This is a genomic window from Ferrovibrio sp. (genome assembly GCF_019636075.1).
Lineage (GTDB): Bacteria > Pseudomonadota > Alphaproteobacteria > Ferrovibrionales > Ferrovibrionaceae > Ferrovibrio.
In genome coordinates, this window is sequence record NZ_JAHBYG010000018.1 from 1 (window position 1) to 14,340 (window position 14,340).

The window sequence follows — 14,340 nt, forward strand, 5'->3', positions numbered from 1 at the left end:
CATCATATCGCGGCGGCTTTGCGCACCCGCTCGGGCAAGATCGTCACCGGCCTGCATCTGGATACCTATGTCGGCCGCGCCTCGGTCTGTGCCGAAGCCGTGGCGGTGGGGCAGGCGATGGCCGATGGTGCCGGCGCGGCCGATCCGATCACTGCCATCATCTCGGTGCGCCATCCGCGCCCCACCGAGGCGAACCAGAGCATTCAGGTGGTGGCGCCCTGCGGTATCTGCCGTGAAATGCTGCGCGACTTCGCGCCCGATGCGCGGGTGATCCTGAATGTGGATGGCGCGCTTGCAAGCTATAGTACGGCGGACCTGCTGCCGTTGAAGTATCACCGCCAGCCGTAGGGCTGGAAAAGAGGGCCGCCAGCCGTAAGGCTGGAAGAGAGGGCCGCCAGCCGTAAGGCTGGAAGAGAGGGCCGCCAGCCGTAAGGCTGGAAGAGAATGCCGCCAGCCTTAGGGCGTTTCAGCCGGCCAGACTCTGCTCGAATACCCGGGCATAATTGCCGCCGAGGATTTTCAGCACGTCTTCTTCCTTGAGGCCTTGCTGCAGCAGGGCCGTGGCGAGCAGCGGCAGCTCTTCATATGTATCCAGCACCGATCCGCTGGGCATGCCCATCATGTCGGTGCCCAGGCCGACATGGTCGATACCGATCAGTCCTGCCAGCTGCGCCATGCCGGCGGCCATGGCCGGCAGGTCGGCGAAGTTCGATTGGTTGGGCCAGATGCCGATCACGCCGCCGGTATCGGCGATCAGCCTGGCATGGGCTACATTGATGCGGCGGCTGAACTCTCGCGGCTTGGCACGATAGGATGTGTGCGACAGGATCAGCGGCGTGCGGCTGGTCTTGGCGGCGCGTGCCACCAGGTCGAAGGTGCCATGCGCCACATCCACCACGATGCCGAGGCTGTTACAGCGCTCGATCACGGCAGCGCCGAAATCGGTCAACCCGCCATGTACCGCTGGCTCGGTCTGGATATCGCCCAGTTCGTTCGGCCGGTAATGCACAAGCTGCAGATGGCGCAGATGCCAGTCGCGATGCGCGGCCTCCAGGCGCTCGAGTTTGCCTTCCAGGAAATCCGCGCCCTCGGTGGCAATGATCACGCTGGGCTTGTTGGCACTGGCCGCGCGCAGATCGGCGATGCTGCGGATGATGCCCAGCTTCTGTTCGCGTACCAGGCCGAGCGCGCGCTCCATGCCGGCCTTGGTATGGGCATAAAGCTCGCCCTGCTTGGGATTGCGTTGCGGGCGGATGCGCCGGTCGGCATCCAGACGCGTCACCGGACTATCGGCCACCACGCTCAGGCAGATCGCCGCCATGCCGCCCGCGCGCATCGGCGCCGCCACCGGCTGGTAGGGCGCGCGTTCGGCGATGCGGCGGACCCCGTTGATGGCGCCGGCATGGCTGTGCAGATCGATGGTGAGATGGCCGGCCAGCAGGCGCCGGCCCGGTTGCGGATCGATCTCGGCCGCGTTGGCGGGCAGGGGCTGCCAGGCCGACAGCCCGAAAGCCAGGGCGGCGCCAATCGCTTGCCGCCGGCTGAACCCGGCGGCGATGGCGGTCTGCTGAACAGCCTGGGCATCATGCAACTGATAGCGCCAGCCGGATGCATCATCCTCGGGCAGGCGCAGCAGCCGGCCGCGCAGGCTCAGGGCTCCGCCATCCAGATGGATCGGTTCGGCGGCAAAGATTTCCACCCGGCGCTCGGCATCCTGCGGCAGGCAGCCAGCGCAGCAGATGGCATCGTCGGCCAGGGCGAAATAACGGAGGCTGGCGGTCTCACACTCAGCCGGCGGCAGCGGCCAACCTTCCAATTCCACCAGGCTGTCATTCGGGCTTTGCGCCAGATCTTTCCATGCGATGCGCATGGGCTACTCCATCTGTACTTAAGGAATACTCTGGTTTTCTAGCATAAAACGGTTGTTTTTGCCCTAGATTCTGTCCGATCCGGCCACAAAGGCGCCCTAATCCAGCAGCAGGTTGGGACCGTACAAAAACAGGAGGTGGGTCATGCGCTCTCGCCTGATAGCCATTGCTTTTAGCCTTTTGCCCTTTGCCGCCCCGATTGCGGCTTCTGTCGCAACTGCCGAGGAACGTTCAGGTCCGGTGCAGTCCGTGGTGTTTTTTGAAAACCGCTCCACCGGGTTGAGCCCGATGGCCCGCATGGTGCTGGATCGTCAGGTGCAGATGATCGAGGAACGGTTGCAGCCGCTGCCGCTGGCCCTGATCGGCCAGGCGACGCCCGATGAGGCGTCGGAAGCGGAAATCCTGTCGATCCGCCGTGCCGAGGCCGTGCGCGATTATCTGGTGGCGCGAGGTGTGCGGCCGGAAAATCTGATGCTGGGCAACCGCCCGCGGGCGGAAGCGCCTGCGGTGATCGCCACGCCGGCGCCAGCCACGGTGTTGATCAACTGACGGGCTGATCAACTGATCGGCTTAAGCCTGCCGGCTTGTCTTGCCGATGCCGAGCACGGTGAGGGTGGTAAGCGCCAGGATGACCGCCACCATCAGCAGCACGGCCTGCGGATTGCCGTGATCGAGCAGGATGCCGATCGCCAACGGTGCCAGTGCAGAGCCGGCATCCAGGCCTGAATAGACGAAACCGAACACCCGGCCGGAGGCGCCCTTGGGCGAAGCCTGGCGCACGATCATGTCGCGCGAAGGCGTTGTGCTGCCCTGCAGGAAGCCGGCCAGGGTGACCAAGGCGACCAGCAAAGCGTTTGGCAGATCGACAAAGGCAACGATGAAAATCAGCGTCGAAGCGGCAAGCAGGCCAAAGGTGACCAGCTTATACGGCGGCACCTTGCGGTCGGCCAATATGCTGCCGATCACCACGCCGGCACTGGCGCCGAGCAGGAAGCCGGTCAGTGCCATGGTGGCAATGGTCAACGGCGTGCCATACATTACGTTCACGATGACCGGGAAGAAATTCTGGATGCCGATCAGGGCGGTGGCCAGCATCAGGAAATAGACGAAGCACATCACAATCGGCAAGGTGAAGAGCGGCAGTTTGGCTGGTACGCCAGATTCCGCCTGTTCCTTCCGCACGGCGATATCTTCTTTCAGGCTGTCGCGCCGCAACACCAGGGCCAGCAAGGCCAGCAGGCCGACAGCCGCCGCCAGCGCCAGGGCGCCGCGCCAGCCCAGCGCCCATGCCGCCGCGCCCATGAAGGCCGGCGCCACGGCCCAACCCAGATTGCCGCCCAGGGTATGGCTGCCATAGGCGCGCCCGATGCGGTTCTGGTTCACAGAGGCGCTGAGGATGGAGTAATCCGCCGGGTGAAACACGCTGTTGCCGGCGCCGGCCAGCATCGCCACCGGCAGCAACAGCCAGTAATTCGGCACCAGGCCGTAAAGCAGCACAGCCACGCAGAAGATCGCCAGGCCACCGATCAGAACATTGCGGGCGCCGATCCGGTCTACCAGGAAACCGGCCGGTGTTTGCAGTAATCCAGAGGTGGCCGAGAATACCGTCATCACCAGCCCCAGCTGAGTATAGCTGACCTGGAATGCTTCGCGCAGGAACGGAAACAGCGGGGGCAATACCAGCTGGAAAAAATGGCTGCAGGCATGGGCGAAACCGATCAGCGCCATCACTTCAATGTCGCGCCGCGTATTGCCCTGTGGCGATATGGGGGCCTGCATGGAAATGTCGGTCATGACGGTCTGTTCCCGGGGCGAGCGTGTTATTGGCTTTGGGGCCTGGCTGTGCCGCCAGTTGCGAATGAGTATAGAGTGGTTCGGCTAAAAAGTAACCACCCGGTTGTGTTTTGTAGGCGCCAGGATCATGCCTGGCCGCTTTCCTGGCCGGCCAGCCAGTCGAGATAAGCCTGCAGGATATAGCTGGCGGCCAGTTTATCCACCAGTTCCGCCCGCCTTGCCCGGCTCAGATCGGCTTCCACCATCATGCGCTGCACGGCTACGGTGGAAAGCCGTTCGTCCCAATAAGTGAGGGGAACCGGCACCAGCGGCGCGATGTTGCGGGCAAAAGCCCGGGCAGCCTGGCAGCGCGGGCCTTCGGTGCCGTCCATGTTTACCGGCAGGCCCAGAACCAGGGCGCCGACGCCTTCTTTTTGTACGACGGCCAGCAGGTCGGCCACATCGTCTTTCAGCTTGCGGCGACGGATCGTGTCGTAGGGCGTGGCGATGCGGTGGCCGGCATCGGAGAGCGCCAGGCCGATGGTCTTGGTGCCCAGGTCCAGGCCGAGGAAACGCAGGCCGCCTTCCACCCGGATGGCCTCGGTGCCGGGCTTGGGGGCGCGCTGGCGCGGCGGCCTGCCGTTATGCAAGGCCCCGTCTGAGGGGGAGGATGGGTTGCCGGGCTCGGTCACGAATGCTACTTTCCGCCGCCATTTCAAGGAGATTCCGGCCCGCAGGGGCGGGAATCGCCTCGGTTTCGTTTCGGACTATAACCAACGGTGCGCACATGTCATTGGATAAAGCGGCGGTGGCGAAGATCGCCAAGCTGGCCCGCCTGAAACTGGAGCCCGAGCGCCAGGAGGCGATGACCGCCGAATTGAATACCATCCTGTCCTTCGTGGAAGAGTTGCAGGCGGTGAAGACCGACAATGTGCCGCCGCTCACCTCGGTGGCGCCGATGAAGCTGCGTTGGCGCGAGGATGTGGTGAATGACGGCGGCGACCCCGAGGCCGTGCTGCGCAATGCGCCGGGCCGCCAGGCCAGCTTCTATACCGTACCGAAGGTGATCGAGTGATGGCTATCAATCCCGCCGACCTCACGATTGCCGCCGCGCTCGCTCATCTGGAAAAGGGCGATTTCACGGCCCAGGAACTGACCCAGGCCAGCATTGCCGCCATGCAGGCGGCCAAGCCGCTGAATGCCATGATCACCGAAACGCCGGAAAAGGCGCTGGCCATGGCACAGGCTGCCGACGAGCGCCGCCGCGCCGGTAAGGCCGGCTTGCTGGAAGGCATTCCGATCGCCGTGAAGGATCTGTTCTGCACCCAGGATGTGCTGACCACGGCGGCCAGCCATATCCTGGATGGTTTCGTGCCGGCCTATGAATCCACCGCCACCGCCAATCTGTGGCGCGAAGGCGCGGTGATGCTGGGCAAGCTGAATCTCGACGAATTCGCCATGGGCTCGTCCAACGAGACCAGCTATTACGGCCCGGCCGTAAATCCCTGGCGTGGTCCGCAGGGCGAAAAGCTGGTGCCGGGCGGCTCTTCGGGCGGTTCCGCCGCCGCCGTTGCTGCCGGCTATGCACTGGGCGCCACCGGCACCGATACCGGCGGCTCGATCCGCCAGCCGGCGGCACTTTGCGGCATCACCGGCATTAAGCCCACCTATGGCCGCGTGTCGCGCTGGGGCATTGTGGCGTTCGCTTCGTCGCTCGACCAGGCCGGGCCGATGACCCGCGATGTGCGCGACGCCGCGCTGATGCTGCGTGCCATGGCTGGGTTCGATGCCAAGGATTCCACATGCGTCGACATGCCGGTGCCGGATTACACGGCCAAGCTGGAAGACGGCGTGAAGGGCCTGCGCATCGGTATTCCGCGCGAATACCGCATGGACGGCATGAATGCCGAGATCGAAGCGTTGTGGAACCAGGGCAAGCAGTGGCTGGTGGATGCTGGCGCCGAGGTGGTTGATATCTCGCTGCCGCATACCCATCACGCGCTGGCGGCCTATTATATCGTGGCGCCGGCCGAGGCGTCGTCGAATCTGGCGCGCTACGATGGCGTGCGCTACGGCCTGCGCGTGCCGGGCAAGGATCTGATCGAGATGTATGAGAATACCCGCGGCGCCGGTTTCGGCCGCGAGGTGCAGCGCCGCATCATGATCGGCACCTATGTGCTGTCGGCGGGCTATTACGATGCCTATTACACCAAGGCGCAGAAGGTGCGCACGCTGATCGCCAAGGATTTCGAGCAGGCCTTCCAGCGTGTGGATGCCATCCTCACGCCCACCTCGCCGAACGCGGCTTTCCCGCTGGGCTCGAAAAGCGACGATCCCATCGCCATGTATCTGAACGACGTGTTCACCGTGCCGATCAACATGGCCGGCCTGCCGGGCATTTCGCTGCCCGCCGGTCTGAACGCGGAGGGCCTGCCGCTGGGCCTGCAATTGATCGGCCGGCCCTTCGACGAGGCCACTTTGCTGCGCGTGGCGCGCAGCGTTGAAAAGGCAGCGGATTTCAAAGCCAGGCCCGACGCTTGGTGGAGCAAGTGACCATGAGTGCTGACGAGAAAAACTACATCCAGGGCGCAACCGGCGCCTGGGAAATCGTGATCGGCATGGAAGTGCATGCCCAGATCTCCTCCAAGGCCAAGCTGTTTTCCGGCGCCTCGGCCACCTTTGGCGCCGAACCGAATGCCCAGGTGAGCCTGGTGGATGCCGCGATGCCCGGCATGCTGCCGGTGATCAATGCCTATTGCGTGGAGCAGGCGGTGCGCACCGGCCTGGGCCTGAAGGCGCAGATCAATCTGTTTTCGGTGTTCGACCGCAAGAATTATTTCTTCCCAGATTTGCCGCAGGGCTATCAGATCAGCCAGTACAAGCAGCCGGTGGTGGGCGAGGGTAAGCTGATTCTCGATATGCCGGATGGTTCCAGCCGTGAAGTGGGCATCACCCGCCTGCATTTGGAACAGGATGCCGGCAAAAGCCTGCATGACCAGTCGCCGAACCAGTCTTATATCGACCTGAACCGTTCCGGCGTGGCGCTGATGGAAATCGTGTCGGAACCCGACATGCGCAATTCCGAAGAGGCCGGCGCTTACCTGAAGAAGCTGCGCACCATCCTGCGCTATCTCGGCACCTGCGATGGCAACATGGAAGAAGGTTCCATGCGCGCCGACGTGAATGTGAGCGTGCGCAAGCCGGGCGGTCCGCTGGGCACGCGCTGCGAGATCAAGAATGTGAATTCCGTGCGCTTCGTGATGCAGGCCATCGAATACGAGGCGCGGCGCCAGATCGATGTGATCGAGGGCGGCGGCCAGGTTGCGCAGGAAACGCGGCTGTTCGATTCCGGCAAGGGCGTCACGCGCGCCATGCGCAGCAAGGAAGATGCGCATGATTACCGCTACTTCCCCGATCCCGATCTGCTGCCGCTGGAACTCGATGCCGGCTGGGTGGAAAATATCAAGACCAGCCTGCCTGAACTGCCCGACGAAAAGAAAGCCCGCTTCATCGACAAGCTGGGCCTCAGCCCCTACGACGCCGCCGTGCTGGTGGCCGAGAAGGAGTCGGCGGATTTCTACGAGGCCGTGGCCAAGGGCCGCGACGGCAAGCTTTGCGCCAATTGGGTGATCACCGAATATTTCGGCGCGCTCAACAAGTCCGGCAAGAGCATGGCGGATTTCGTGATCACGCCGGAAAAGCTCGGCGGCCTGATCGACCTGATCGCCGACAACACCATCTCCAACCGCCTGGCCAAGGATGTGTTCGCGCTGATGGTGGAAACCGGCAAGGATGCCGCCACGGTGGTGGACGAGAAGGGCATGCGCCAGGTGACCGATACCGGCGCCATCGAAGCCGTGATCGACCAGGTGATGGCCGCCAATGCCGACAAGGTGGCGGAATATCGCTCGGGCAAGGACAAGCTGTTCGGCTTCTTCGTTGGTCAGACCATGAAGGCCTCGGGCGGCAAGGCCAATCCGGCGGCGGTGAACGATCTGCTGAAAAAGAAGCTGGCGGGCTGATTGCCCGCCAGGCGACTAACTTTTTCACGCCCCTGTGGGCCGGTGGTTGTGTTGATGCCGCGGGCTATGTGCCTCTGGCAGCAAACCCGCTGCGATTGAAACAATGTGATTGACGGCAGTCCTGGGCTGGGAGACAAGACCTCTCCATTTTCCTTGGATTCCCGCCTCATGTCTTGCCAGATCTGCTCAGCCGGCGCTTCTTCCTATATCACCCATGGTACGCATCACCTGGTGCGTTGCCAGGGATGCGGCCTGGTCTACATGGATCCGCCGCCGGCACCGTTCGATGTGCAGACTATGTATGCCGACACCTATAACGGCGCCACCGGCAGCTATTTCACCAAGGTGGATCGCAAGCTGAAGCGCAGCCGCCATCGCATACGCCGTCTGGCCCGCATGTGCGGCGGCGGTGCCGGGCGCAGCTTTCTCGATGTGGGCAGCAATGGCGGCTTCATGGTAGAGGCGGCGCGCGAGGCCGGTTTCGCGGCTGCCGGCCTGGAGCCCGATGGTGCGGCCATTGCCTGGGCCAAGCAGCATTTTCCGCGAAACCGCTATCTGCATGGCTTGTTGGAGGAAACCGATTTCGGCGGCGAGCAGTTCGATGCGATCTATTGCTCGGAAGTGATCGAACATGCGCCGGATAGCAACCGTTTCGTTGCGGCGCTTGCTGCGGCATTGAAGCTTGGCGGGTTGCTGTATCTCACCACGCCCGATATCAGCCATTGGCGCCGGCCGCGCGACATCACGAAGTGGGATGCCTTCTGCCCGCCCTCGCATTGCATCTATTTCAGTCCGGCCAATCTCACCCGCCTGTTGGACCAACATGGCTTTTCGGTGGAATGGCGTGCGCTGTCGTTCAAGCCTGGTATCAAGCTGATCGCGCGCAAACGCGTTGAGAGCCAACAGGCAAAAGCCGCGGCGTGATTTAGCGGTTCAGCTCTCGCATCGCGCGTTCCAGGCCCTCTAGCGTGAGAGGGAACATGCGGTTGCCCATCAATTGCTTCACCACGCCGACGGACGGCGTGTAATCCCAATATTTTTCCGGCACCGGGTTGAGCCAGGCGGCTTTGGGATAAGTATCCAGCAGGCGCTGCATCCAGGCGGAGCCGGATTCTTCGTTCCAATGTTCCACGCTGCCGCCGGGCTGCACGATCTCGTAGGGGCTCATGGTGGCGTCGCCCACGAAGATCAGCTTGTAATCCTGCTGATAGGTGCGCAGCACTTCCCAGGTCGGCTGGAATTCGTTGTGGCGGCGACGATTGTCCTTCCACAGCTTTTCGTAGACGCAATTGTGGAAGTAATAGAATTCCATATGCTTGAATTCGGCGCGGGCGGCGGAAAACAATTCCTCGCAGACGCGGATATGGTCGTCCATCGAGCCGCCGATATCGAACAGCAGCAGCACCTTGATCTTGTTATGCCGCTCGGGCACCAGCTTGAGATCGAGCCAGCCGGCATTGTTGGCGGTGGAGCGGATGGTATCGGGGATATCGAGTTCCATCGCCGCGCCGTCGCGGGCGAATTTGCGCAGGCGGCGCAGGGCCACCTTGATGTTGCGGGTGCCGAGTTCCACGGTATCGTCGAGATTCTTGTATTCACGCTTGTCCCACACCTTCACGGCGCGGCGGTTGCGCGATTTGTCCTGCCCGATCCGCACGCCTTCGGGATTATAGCCATAAGCGCCGAACGGCGAGGTACCGGCGGTGCCGATCCATTTATTGCCGCCCTGGTGGCGTTCCTTCTGTTCCTCAAGGCGCTTCTTCAGCGTCTCCATCAGCTTGTCCCAGCCGCCGAGCGCCTCGATCATCGCCTTTTCTTCATCCGTGAGGGTTTTTTCGGCCAGTTTACGCAGCCATTCCTCCGGGATCGTCGCCTCGATGCCTTCCGACATGAATTCCAGGCCGTTGAAGCATTGCGAGAAAACGCGGTCGAACTTGTCGATATTGCGCTCGTCCTTCACCAGCGTGGCGCGGGCGAGATAATAGAAGTCCTCCACCCGATAATTCGGCACGCCCTTCTGCATCGCTTCCAGCAAGGTGAGATATTCCCGCAATGAGGCGGGCACCTTGGCCTTGCGCAATTCGAGGAAGAAGTTGATGAACATGCCGGTTGCCTAAATTATCGACTCTCGCGGCGCGCGATGAAGGCCAGCCGCTCGAACAGATGCACATCCTGCTCGTTCTTCAGCAGCGCGCCGGCCAGCGGCGGAATCAGCTTGCCCTGTTCCTTGGTGCGCAAAGCCTCGACCGGCAGGTCTTCCACCATCAGCAGCTTCAGCCAATCCAGCAATTCGGATGTGGAGGGTTTTTTCTTCAGGCCGGGCGTATCGCGCAGTTCGTAGAACACATTCATCGCCTCGCGCACCAGGTTTTTCTGGATGCTGGGGTAATGCACCTCCACGATCTTTTCCATCGTCTCGCGGTCGGGGAAGCGGATGTAGTGGAAGAAGCAGCGGCGCAGGAAGGCGTCCGGCAATTCCTTCTCGTTGTTGGAAGTGATGATCACGATCGGGCGCTGCTCGGCCTTGATGGTCTCGCCGGTCTCGTAGACGAAGAATTCCATGCGATCCAGTTCGAGCAGCAGATCGTTGGGGAATTCGATATCGGCCTTGTCGATCTCGTCGATCAGCAGCACCGGGCGGTTGGGCGCGGTGAAGCCGTCCCACAGCTTGCCCTTCTTGATGTAATTGGCGATGTCCTTCACGCGCTCTTCGCCCAGTTGGCCGTCGCGCAGGCGCGATACGGCATCGTATTCATACAGGCCCTGCTGCGCCTTGGTGGTGGATTTGATATGCCAGGTGATCAGCGGTGCCTTCAGCGCCTTGGCGATTTCGATGGCCAGCACGGTTTTGCCGGTGCCGGGCTCGCCCTTTACCAGCAGCGGGCGTTCCAGCGTGATGGCGGCATTCACGGCCACCATCAGATCATTGGTGGCAACATAGCTATCGGTACCGGTGAACTTCATCTGACGCTGATCCTGTCTCGGGTCTGATTATCTTGTGCGGAAAAGGTTAGCGATGCCGCGCCATGGGGGCAATGTTGCCCCGGCGTCAATCTTGTCGGTTTCCGACCTGTGCATTGCGCCGGCTATTCGGCTGCGGCGGCTTTGTAATTCACGCAAAGCTGGCGGCATTCGCCGTCATTCAGGGTTTCGCCGGTCATGCCGCAGCGCTTGGGTTCGCCGCTGGCCGCATGGGGCACGGTCTTGGGCTTGCCATGTTCGGCGCAGAACATGGTGCAATCCTCGCACACGCCGAAATGCATCACTTCGCGGCGATGCTGCAATTCGGTGAGCAGGCGGGTGAGGCCGGTTACCAGCGCGCCGCCGCAATCGGCGGTCATGGCGCAGATGGATTTTTCCAGGCTGCGCATCGGGTCGCGCTGCAGCATGGCTTCGCCGGCTTCGGTGAGCGTGATGGCCACCTGGCGGCGGTCGCAGGTTTTCTTGCAGCGATCCACCAGCCCCTTGCTCTCCAGCGAGATCAGGGTTTGCGACACCGTGCCCTTGGTGGCGCCGAGATATTCGGCCAGGGCGGTGGGGGTGCGGGAATAGCGGTTGGCCTGGGCCAGAAAGCGCAGGGTTTCCCATTGCGCCGGGTTCAGGCCATCCACGAATTGCAGCTCGCGCGTGAGCCGGCCCAGACGGTCCAGAAGCAGGATAACATGTTGGGCATTCGAGGAAATTTCGCCCTGCATGCTGACAGCCTCGCCCGGCAGGCTAACCGTGTCGGCCTGGCAATTGGTGGGGAAGAGGTCGCTGTAAGGTGTGATCGGCATCACAAAGTCGTATCGACTCGAAAATAAGTTATTTACCCGAAGGCCTGTTTGGGTGCAGGATCGTAGCGAGCCGAAACAATATCGACGGCGCTCTCCGCCAGCAACCAACCAATGGCTTAGCCGTTAGGTAGGGCGCTGGCAAGCAAAAGTCGATGGAGGGTATGAAAATGGCATTACGGACGGTTAATCGCGGAAATATGGATACTGCCGACCGGCGCTATCTCTCCACCGTCATGACCAAGGCCATGCTCACTGAAGAGGAAGAGCTGGAACTGGCGCGGCGCTGGAAGGAAAAGGGCGACCAGGTCGCCATGCAGAAGATGATTTCGGCCTATTTGCGCCTGGTGGTGTCTACCGCCACCCGTTTCCGCAATTACGGCCTGCCGCTGCCCGACCTGATCCAGGAGGGCAATATCGGCCTGATGCTGGCGATCAACCGCTTCGACCCCGAGCGCGGCGTGCGTTTCTCCACCTATGCCACCTGGTGGATTCGCTCCTCGATGCAGGAATATGTGCTGCGCAACTGGTCGATCGTGCGGTCTGGCACCTCTGCCGGCCAGAAGGCGCTGTTCTTCAACCTGCGTTGGCTGCGTGCCAAGCTGGAAAAGGCCGGTGGCGCCGCCAGCCTGGACGACGACACGCGGGATTCGATTGCCAAGGCGCTCAAGGTGTCGCCCAACGAGGTTTCGGCCATGGCCATGCGGCTGTCTGGCCGCGACCATTCGCTGAACGAACCGATGGGCGGCGAGGAGGGCGGCGAGGCCTTCCAGGATTTCCTGGAAGATCCCGGCCCCAACCCGGAAGAGCAGGTGACCCGCCGGCATGACGGCGACCTGCGCCGGGCCTGGCTGACCGAATCGCTCTCGCAGCTCAACCCGCGCGAACGCCTGATCGTTTCCGAGCGCATGCTCAACGACGAGAAGGTGACCCTGGAAGAACTGGGCGAGCGCCTGGGCGTGACCAAGGAGCGCGTGCGGCAGATCGAAACCAAGGCGTTTTCCAAGCTGCAAAGCCTGGTGCTGCGCCGTTCGGCCGAGGCGGAAAGCGGCGGCGGCAAGGGTACGCCCCGCCTGCTTGAAGGCCTGGTTCCAGAACGGCTTAGCGGCAACACCGAAAATTTCGCCTGCTGCTAAGCGGTTTCCGGTCGGCCAAGCTTGACAGACCGGGGCAGGGCGGGTACACCCACCGCCGCTGCGGGGGTGTAGCTCAGTTGGTTAGAGCGTCGGCCTGTCACGCCGAAGGTCGCGGGTTCAAGTCCCGTCACTCTCGCCATTTATCCCGCTGAAAAGCCGCCGTCTGGTTCATCCAGCCGGCGGCTTTTTCGTGTTTAGAGCCGCGCCAGTGCCGGCCCCAATTCCGCTTTCAAGCGTTCGATAAGCAACTGCACTTTCGGCAGTAGATGCCGGCGGCCCTGTGGGAAAAGACGATGCTCAAAGTCGGGTAATCCAATTAGAAAATCGTTCGACTTAGTTCAAGTAATTGCTATATATAGGTGTAAATTGATTTATAAATCACCTATAGGTACACGCTCCGCGGTGGTAATAGTGATTAAGCCGCCATAGGGGCAGGCCACAACTAATATCGTGGGGAGATATGGCAAAAGACCTTGTTCTATCGACAGCAGGTCAGATGGTTGTTGCATCTGGTGCTGAAGGCCTTTTGGAGCAAATTCGTCCAAGCTGGCAGGCAAAGTCGCTGATAACGAGAGTCAAAACGCTACTCCCCGTTGATCCGAGCAGTGCTTGCCAGAGATTGCTCAATGCGGCGGTCCACGATCTTAGGGAAAAAGTCATCATAGCTGGTCTTGATGTCGCTCAAGAAGCAGCTTCACTGAACAAGCTGCCATCGGTGGTAAAAGCGGAAGACGTGTATGAGTATTCTACGACACACACGCTCGATCTCGCATACCATATGGGACTAATTAGCCGCCCCGAGTGGCGTCGGCTCAAGCGGGCTTATGACATTCGTAAAGACCTGGAACATGAGGATGATCAATATGAGGCGGGTATTGAGGACTGCGTATATGTGTTCCGTACCTGCATCGAGATTGTATTGGCTCGTGATCCAATTTCACCAGTTCGAGTTGTCGATATTAAAGAAATCATTGAGGCTCCAGCAAAGGTCACACTTTCCAAGGAGCTTGTGGAGGATTTTGAGAAGGCCCCAGACAAGCGGCAGTTGGAGATTTCAAAGTTTCTAATTAGCTTCGCTAGGGACGACAAAAAACCAGACATTGTTAGGCAAAATGCTATCGAAGCATTGCGTACACTTCGTTCAGTTGGACGGAAATCTGCTCAAGCTCAGGTAGGTCAATTCTTCCAAGAGGTGCTTACTCGCAAACCTGCGAGTCTCGCGGACATGAAGATTGCGGCTGCTGCTGGAGTGACAGCCTATCTAAAACAGCCAAAAGTTAGACAGTTTTTCTTAGAGTTTATGACGCAACTGCAACAGATCGGACACGTGTGGACGAAGTACGAGCAACACAGAAAAATTCTCGACGACTTTGAAGACGTTGGGGGATTGGCTGTGGTGCCGTCAGAGGTCCGTGTGCAAATAGTGACATGGATGGTGCGATGTTACATCGGTGAGCCTGGCGGTTACGGAATGGGTATCAACCGTCCTGTTTTTTATAGTGATTTTGCAGCTCCACGCATTAGGCGTCTTTTCCAAGATGCGGGAAAACTCGTTGCTGAGGATTTTGAGCGCGCGGCAAATGAAAAAATCGTAAAGGCCGCTGCTACAGATCGTCACATCGCTAGAAGGCTTGAACAATTGCGGGATTTTGTGACCACTGAGAGCTGATGGGAGGGCTAACTAGGCTGGCGAGCGGTGATAAGTTATTAAAAGTATTGCGGGAGTTTTTCCTGTCACGCCGAAGGTCGCGGGTTCAAGTCCCGTCAC

Annotated in this window: 14 protein-coding genes and 1 tRNA gene; 9 read left to right on the forward strand and 6 right to left on the reverse strand. The window is 60.9% G+C overall.

Features of this window, described 5'->3' with window-relative positions; translation table 11 throughout:
• On the forward strand, positions 1–348 hold a 348-nt coding region (locus tag KF827_RS09435), incomplete at its 5' end, for a cytidine deaminase (protein WP_291003966.1).
• Positions 349–466: 118 nt separating this feature from the next.
• Here KF827_RS09435 and KF827_RS09440 read toward each other — a convergent pair.
• Positions 467–1,870, reverse strand: coding sequence for a membrane dipeptidase (locus tag KF827_RS09440; protein WP_291003969.1), 1,404 nt, complete (start codon positions 1,868–1,870; stop codon positions 467–469).
• A 142-nt stretch (positions 1,871–2,012) separates the two neighbouring features.
• On the opposite strand from KF827_RS09440, the gene KF827_RS09445 reads away from it, so the two are divergent.
• Positions 2,013–2,417 (forward strand): OmpA family protein, encoded by a 405-nt coding sequence (locus tag KF827_RS09445; protein WP_291003972.1) that lies wholly within the window; start codon positions 2,013–2,015, stop codon positions 2,415–2,417.
• A gap of 21 nt (positions 2,418–2,438) precedes the next feature.
• Here the strand turns inward: KF827_RS09445 and KF827_RS09450 are convergent, their stop codons facing one another.
• Both KF827_RS09450 and ruvX read right to left on the reverse strand, forming a co-directional pair.
• A complete protein-coding gene (locus KF827_RS09450; protein WP_291003975.1) occupies positions 2,439–3,662 on the reverse strand; it encodes an MFS transporter in 1,224 nt (407 codons plus the stop codon).
• Positions 3,663–3,787: 125 nt separating this feature from the next.
• Positions 3,788–4,237 carry a Holliday junction resolvase RuvX gene (ruvX, locus tag KF827_RS09455; protein ID WP_291004132.1) on the reverse strand — a complete coding sequence of 150 codons (450 nt, stop codon included), beginning with the start codon at positions 4,235–4,237 and terminating at the stop codon, positions 3,788–3,790.
• A 191-nt stretch (positions 4,238–4,428) separates the two neighbouring features.
• Here ruvX and gatC point away from each other — a divergent pair, with 191 nt between their 5' ends.
• The 4 genes from gatC to KF827_RS09475 all read left to right on the forward strand — a co-directional run bounded on the left by gatC (position 4,429) and on the right by KF827_RS09475 (position 8,587).
• A complete protein-coding gene (gene gatC, locus KF827_RS09460) occupies positions 4,429–4,716 on the forward strand; it encodes an Asp-tRNA(Asn)/Glu-tRNA(Gln) amidotransferase subunit GatC (protein WP_291003978.1) in 288 nt (95 codons plus the stop codon).
• Positions 4,716–6,194, forward strand: coding sequence for an Asp-tRNA(Asn)/Glu-tRNA(Gln) amidotransferase subunit GatA (gene gatA / locus KF827_RS09465; RefSeq protein ID WP_291003981.1), 1,479 nt, complete (start codon positions 4,716–4,718; stop codon positions 6,192–6,194). Before gatC ends, gatA begins: the two co-directional genes overlap by 1 nt.
• 2 nt (positions 6,195–6,196) lie before the next feature.
• Entirely contained in the window at positions 6,197–7,663 is a 1,467-nt protein-coding gene (gene gatB / locus KF827_RS09470; protein ID WP_291003984.1) for an Asp-tRNA(Asn)/Glu-tRNA(Gln) amidotransferase subunit GatB, read from the forward strand.
• Between the two features lie 168 nt (positions 7,664–7,831).
• Positions 7,832–8,587: a methyltransferase domain-containing protein gene (locus tag KF827_RS09475; protein ID WP_291003987.1), complete on the forward strand. Its 756-nt coding sequence runs from the start codon at positions 7,832–7,834 to the stop codon at positions 8,585–8,587.
• Between the two features lies 1 nt (position 8,588).
• On the opposite strand, the gene KF827_RS09480 is transcribed toward KF827_RS09475, so the two are convergent.
• From KF827_RS09480 to KF827_RS09490, 3 genes are all read right to left on the reverse strand, one after another.
• On the reverse strand, positions 8,589–9,767 hold the full coding sequence (locus KF827_RS09480) for a VWA domain-containing protein (RefSeq protein WP_291003990.1): 1,179 nt from the start codon (positions 9,765–9,767) through the stop codon (positions 8,589–8,591).
• A gap of 14 nt (positions 9,768–9,781) precedes the next feature.
• Entirely contained in the window at positions 9,782–10,627 is an 846-nt protein-coding gene (locus tag KF827_RS09485) for a MoxR family ATPase (RefSeq protein WP_291003993.1), read from the reverse strand.
• A 122-nt stretch (positions 10,628–10,749) separates the two neighbouring features.
• Complete coding sequence (locus tag KF827_RS09490) at positions 10,750–11,439, reverse strand: MarR family transcriptional regulator (protein ID WP_291003996.1); 690 nt, start codon at positions 11,437–11,439, stop codon at positions 10,750–10,752.
• A 197-nt stretch (positions 11,440–11,636) separates the two neighbouring features.
• Between KF827_RS09490 and KF827_RS09495 the strand changes: the two genes are divergently transcribed.
• From KF827_RS09495 to KF827_RS09505, 3 genes are all read left to right on the forward strand, one after another.
• The gene (locus KF827_RS09495) at positions 11,637–12,572 is read left to right on the forward strand and encodes an RNA polymerase factor sigma-32 (RefSeq protein WP_291003999.1); all 936 of its coding nucleotides are present in this window, start codon (positions 11,637–11,639) and stop codon (positions 12,570–12,572) included.
• A 62-nt stretch (positions 12,573–12,634) separates the two neighbouring features.
• Positions 12,635–12,711, forward strand: a tRNA-Asp gene (locus KF827_RS09500).
• A 321-nt stretch (positions 12,712–13,032) separates the two neighbouring features.
• Positions 13,033–14,241 carry a hypothetical protein gene (locus KF827_RS09505; protein WP_291004002.1) on the forward strand — a complete coding sequence of 403 codons (1,209 nt, stop codon included), beginning with the start codon at positions 13,033–13,035 and terminating at the stop codon, positions 14,239–14,241.
• Positions 14,242–14,340 lie beyond the last annotated feature (99 nt).

What these genes read in the sequence shown, in the direction of transcription:
- KF827_RS09495 (WP_291003999.1), top strand. Translation starts at nt 11,637, where the DNA reads ATGGATACTGCCGACCGGCGCTATCTCTCCACCGTCATGACCAAGGCC.
- KF827_RS09480 (WP_291003990.1), bottom strand. Translation starts at nt 9,767, where the DNA reads ATGTTCATCAACTTCTTCCTCGAATTGCGCAAGGCCAAGGTGCCCGCC.
- KF827_RS09440 (WP_291003969.1), bottom strand. Translation starts at nt 1,870, where the DNA reads ATGCGCATCGCATGGAAAGATCTGGCGCAAAGCCCGAATGACAGCCTG.
- gatA (WP_291003981.1), top strand. Translation starts at nt 4,716, where the DNA reads ATGGCTATCAATCCCGCCGACCTCACGATTGCCGCCGCGCTCGCTCAT.
- gatC (WP_291003978.1), top strand. Translation starts at nt 4,429, where the DNA reads ATGTCATTGGATAAAGCGGCGGTGGCGAAGATCGCCAAGCTGGCCCGC.
- KF827_RS09485 (WP_291003993.1), bottom strand. Translation starts at nt 10,627, where the DNA reads ATGAAGTTCACCGGTACCGATAGCTATGTTGCCACCAATGATCTGATG.
- KF827_RS09475 (WP_291003987.1), top strand. Translation starts at nt 7,832, where the DNA reads ATGTCTTGCCAGATCTGCTCAGCCGGCGCTTCTTCCTATATCACCCAT.
- KF827_RS09450 (WP_291003975.1), bottom strand. Translation starts at nt 3,662, where the DNA reads ATGACCGACATTTCCATGCAGGCCCCCATATCGCCACAGGGCAATACG.
- KF827_RS09445 (WP_291003972.1), top strand. Translation starts at nt 2,013, where the DNA reads ATGCGCTCTCGCCTGATAGCCATTGCTTTTAGCCTTTTGCCCTTTGCC.
- gatB (WP_291003984.1), top strand. Translation starts at nt 6,197, where the DNA reads ATGAGTGCTGACGAGAAAAACTACATCCAGGGCGCAACCGGCGCCTGG.
- KF827_RS09505 (WP_291004002.1), top strand. Translation starts at nt 13,033, where the DNA reads ATGGCAAAAGACCTTGTTCTATCGACAGCAGGTCAGATGGTTGTTGCA.
- KF827_RS09490 (WP_291003996.1), bottom strand. Translation starts at nt 11,439, where the DNA reads ATGCCGATCACACCTTACAGCGACCTCTTCCCCACCAATTGCCAGGCC.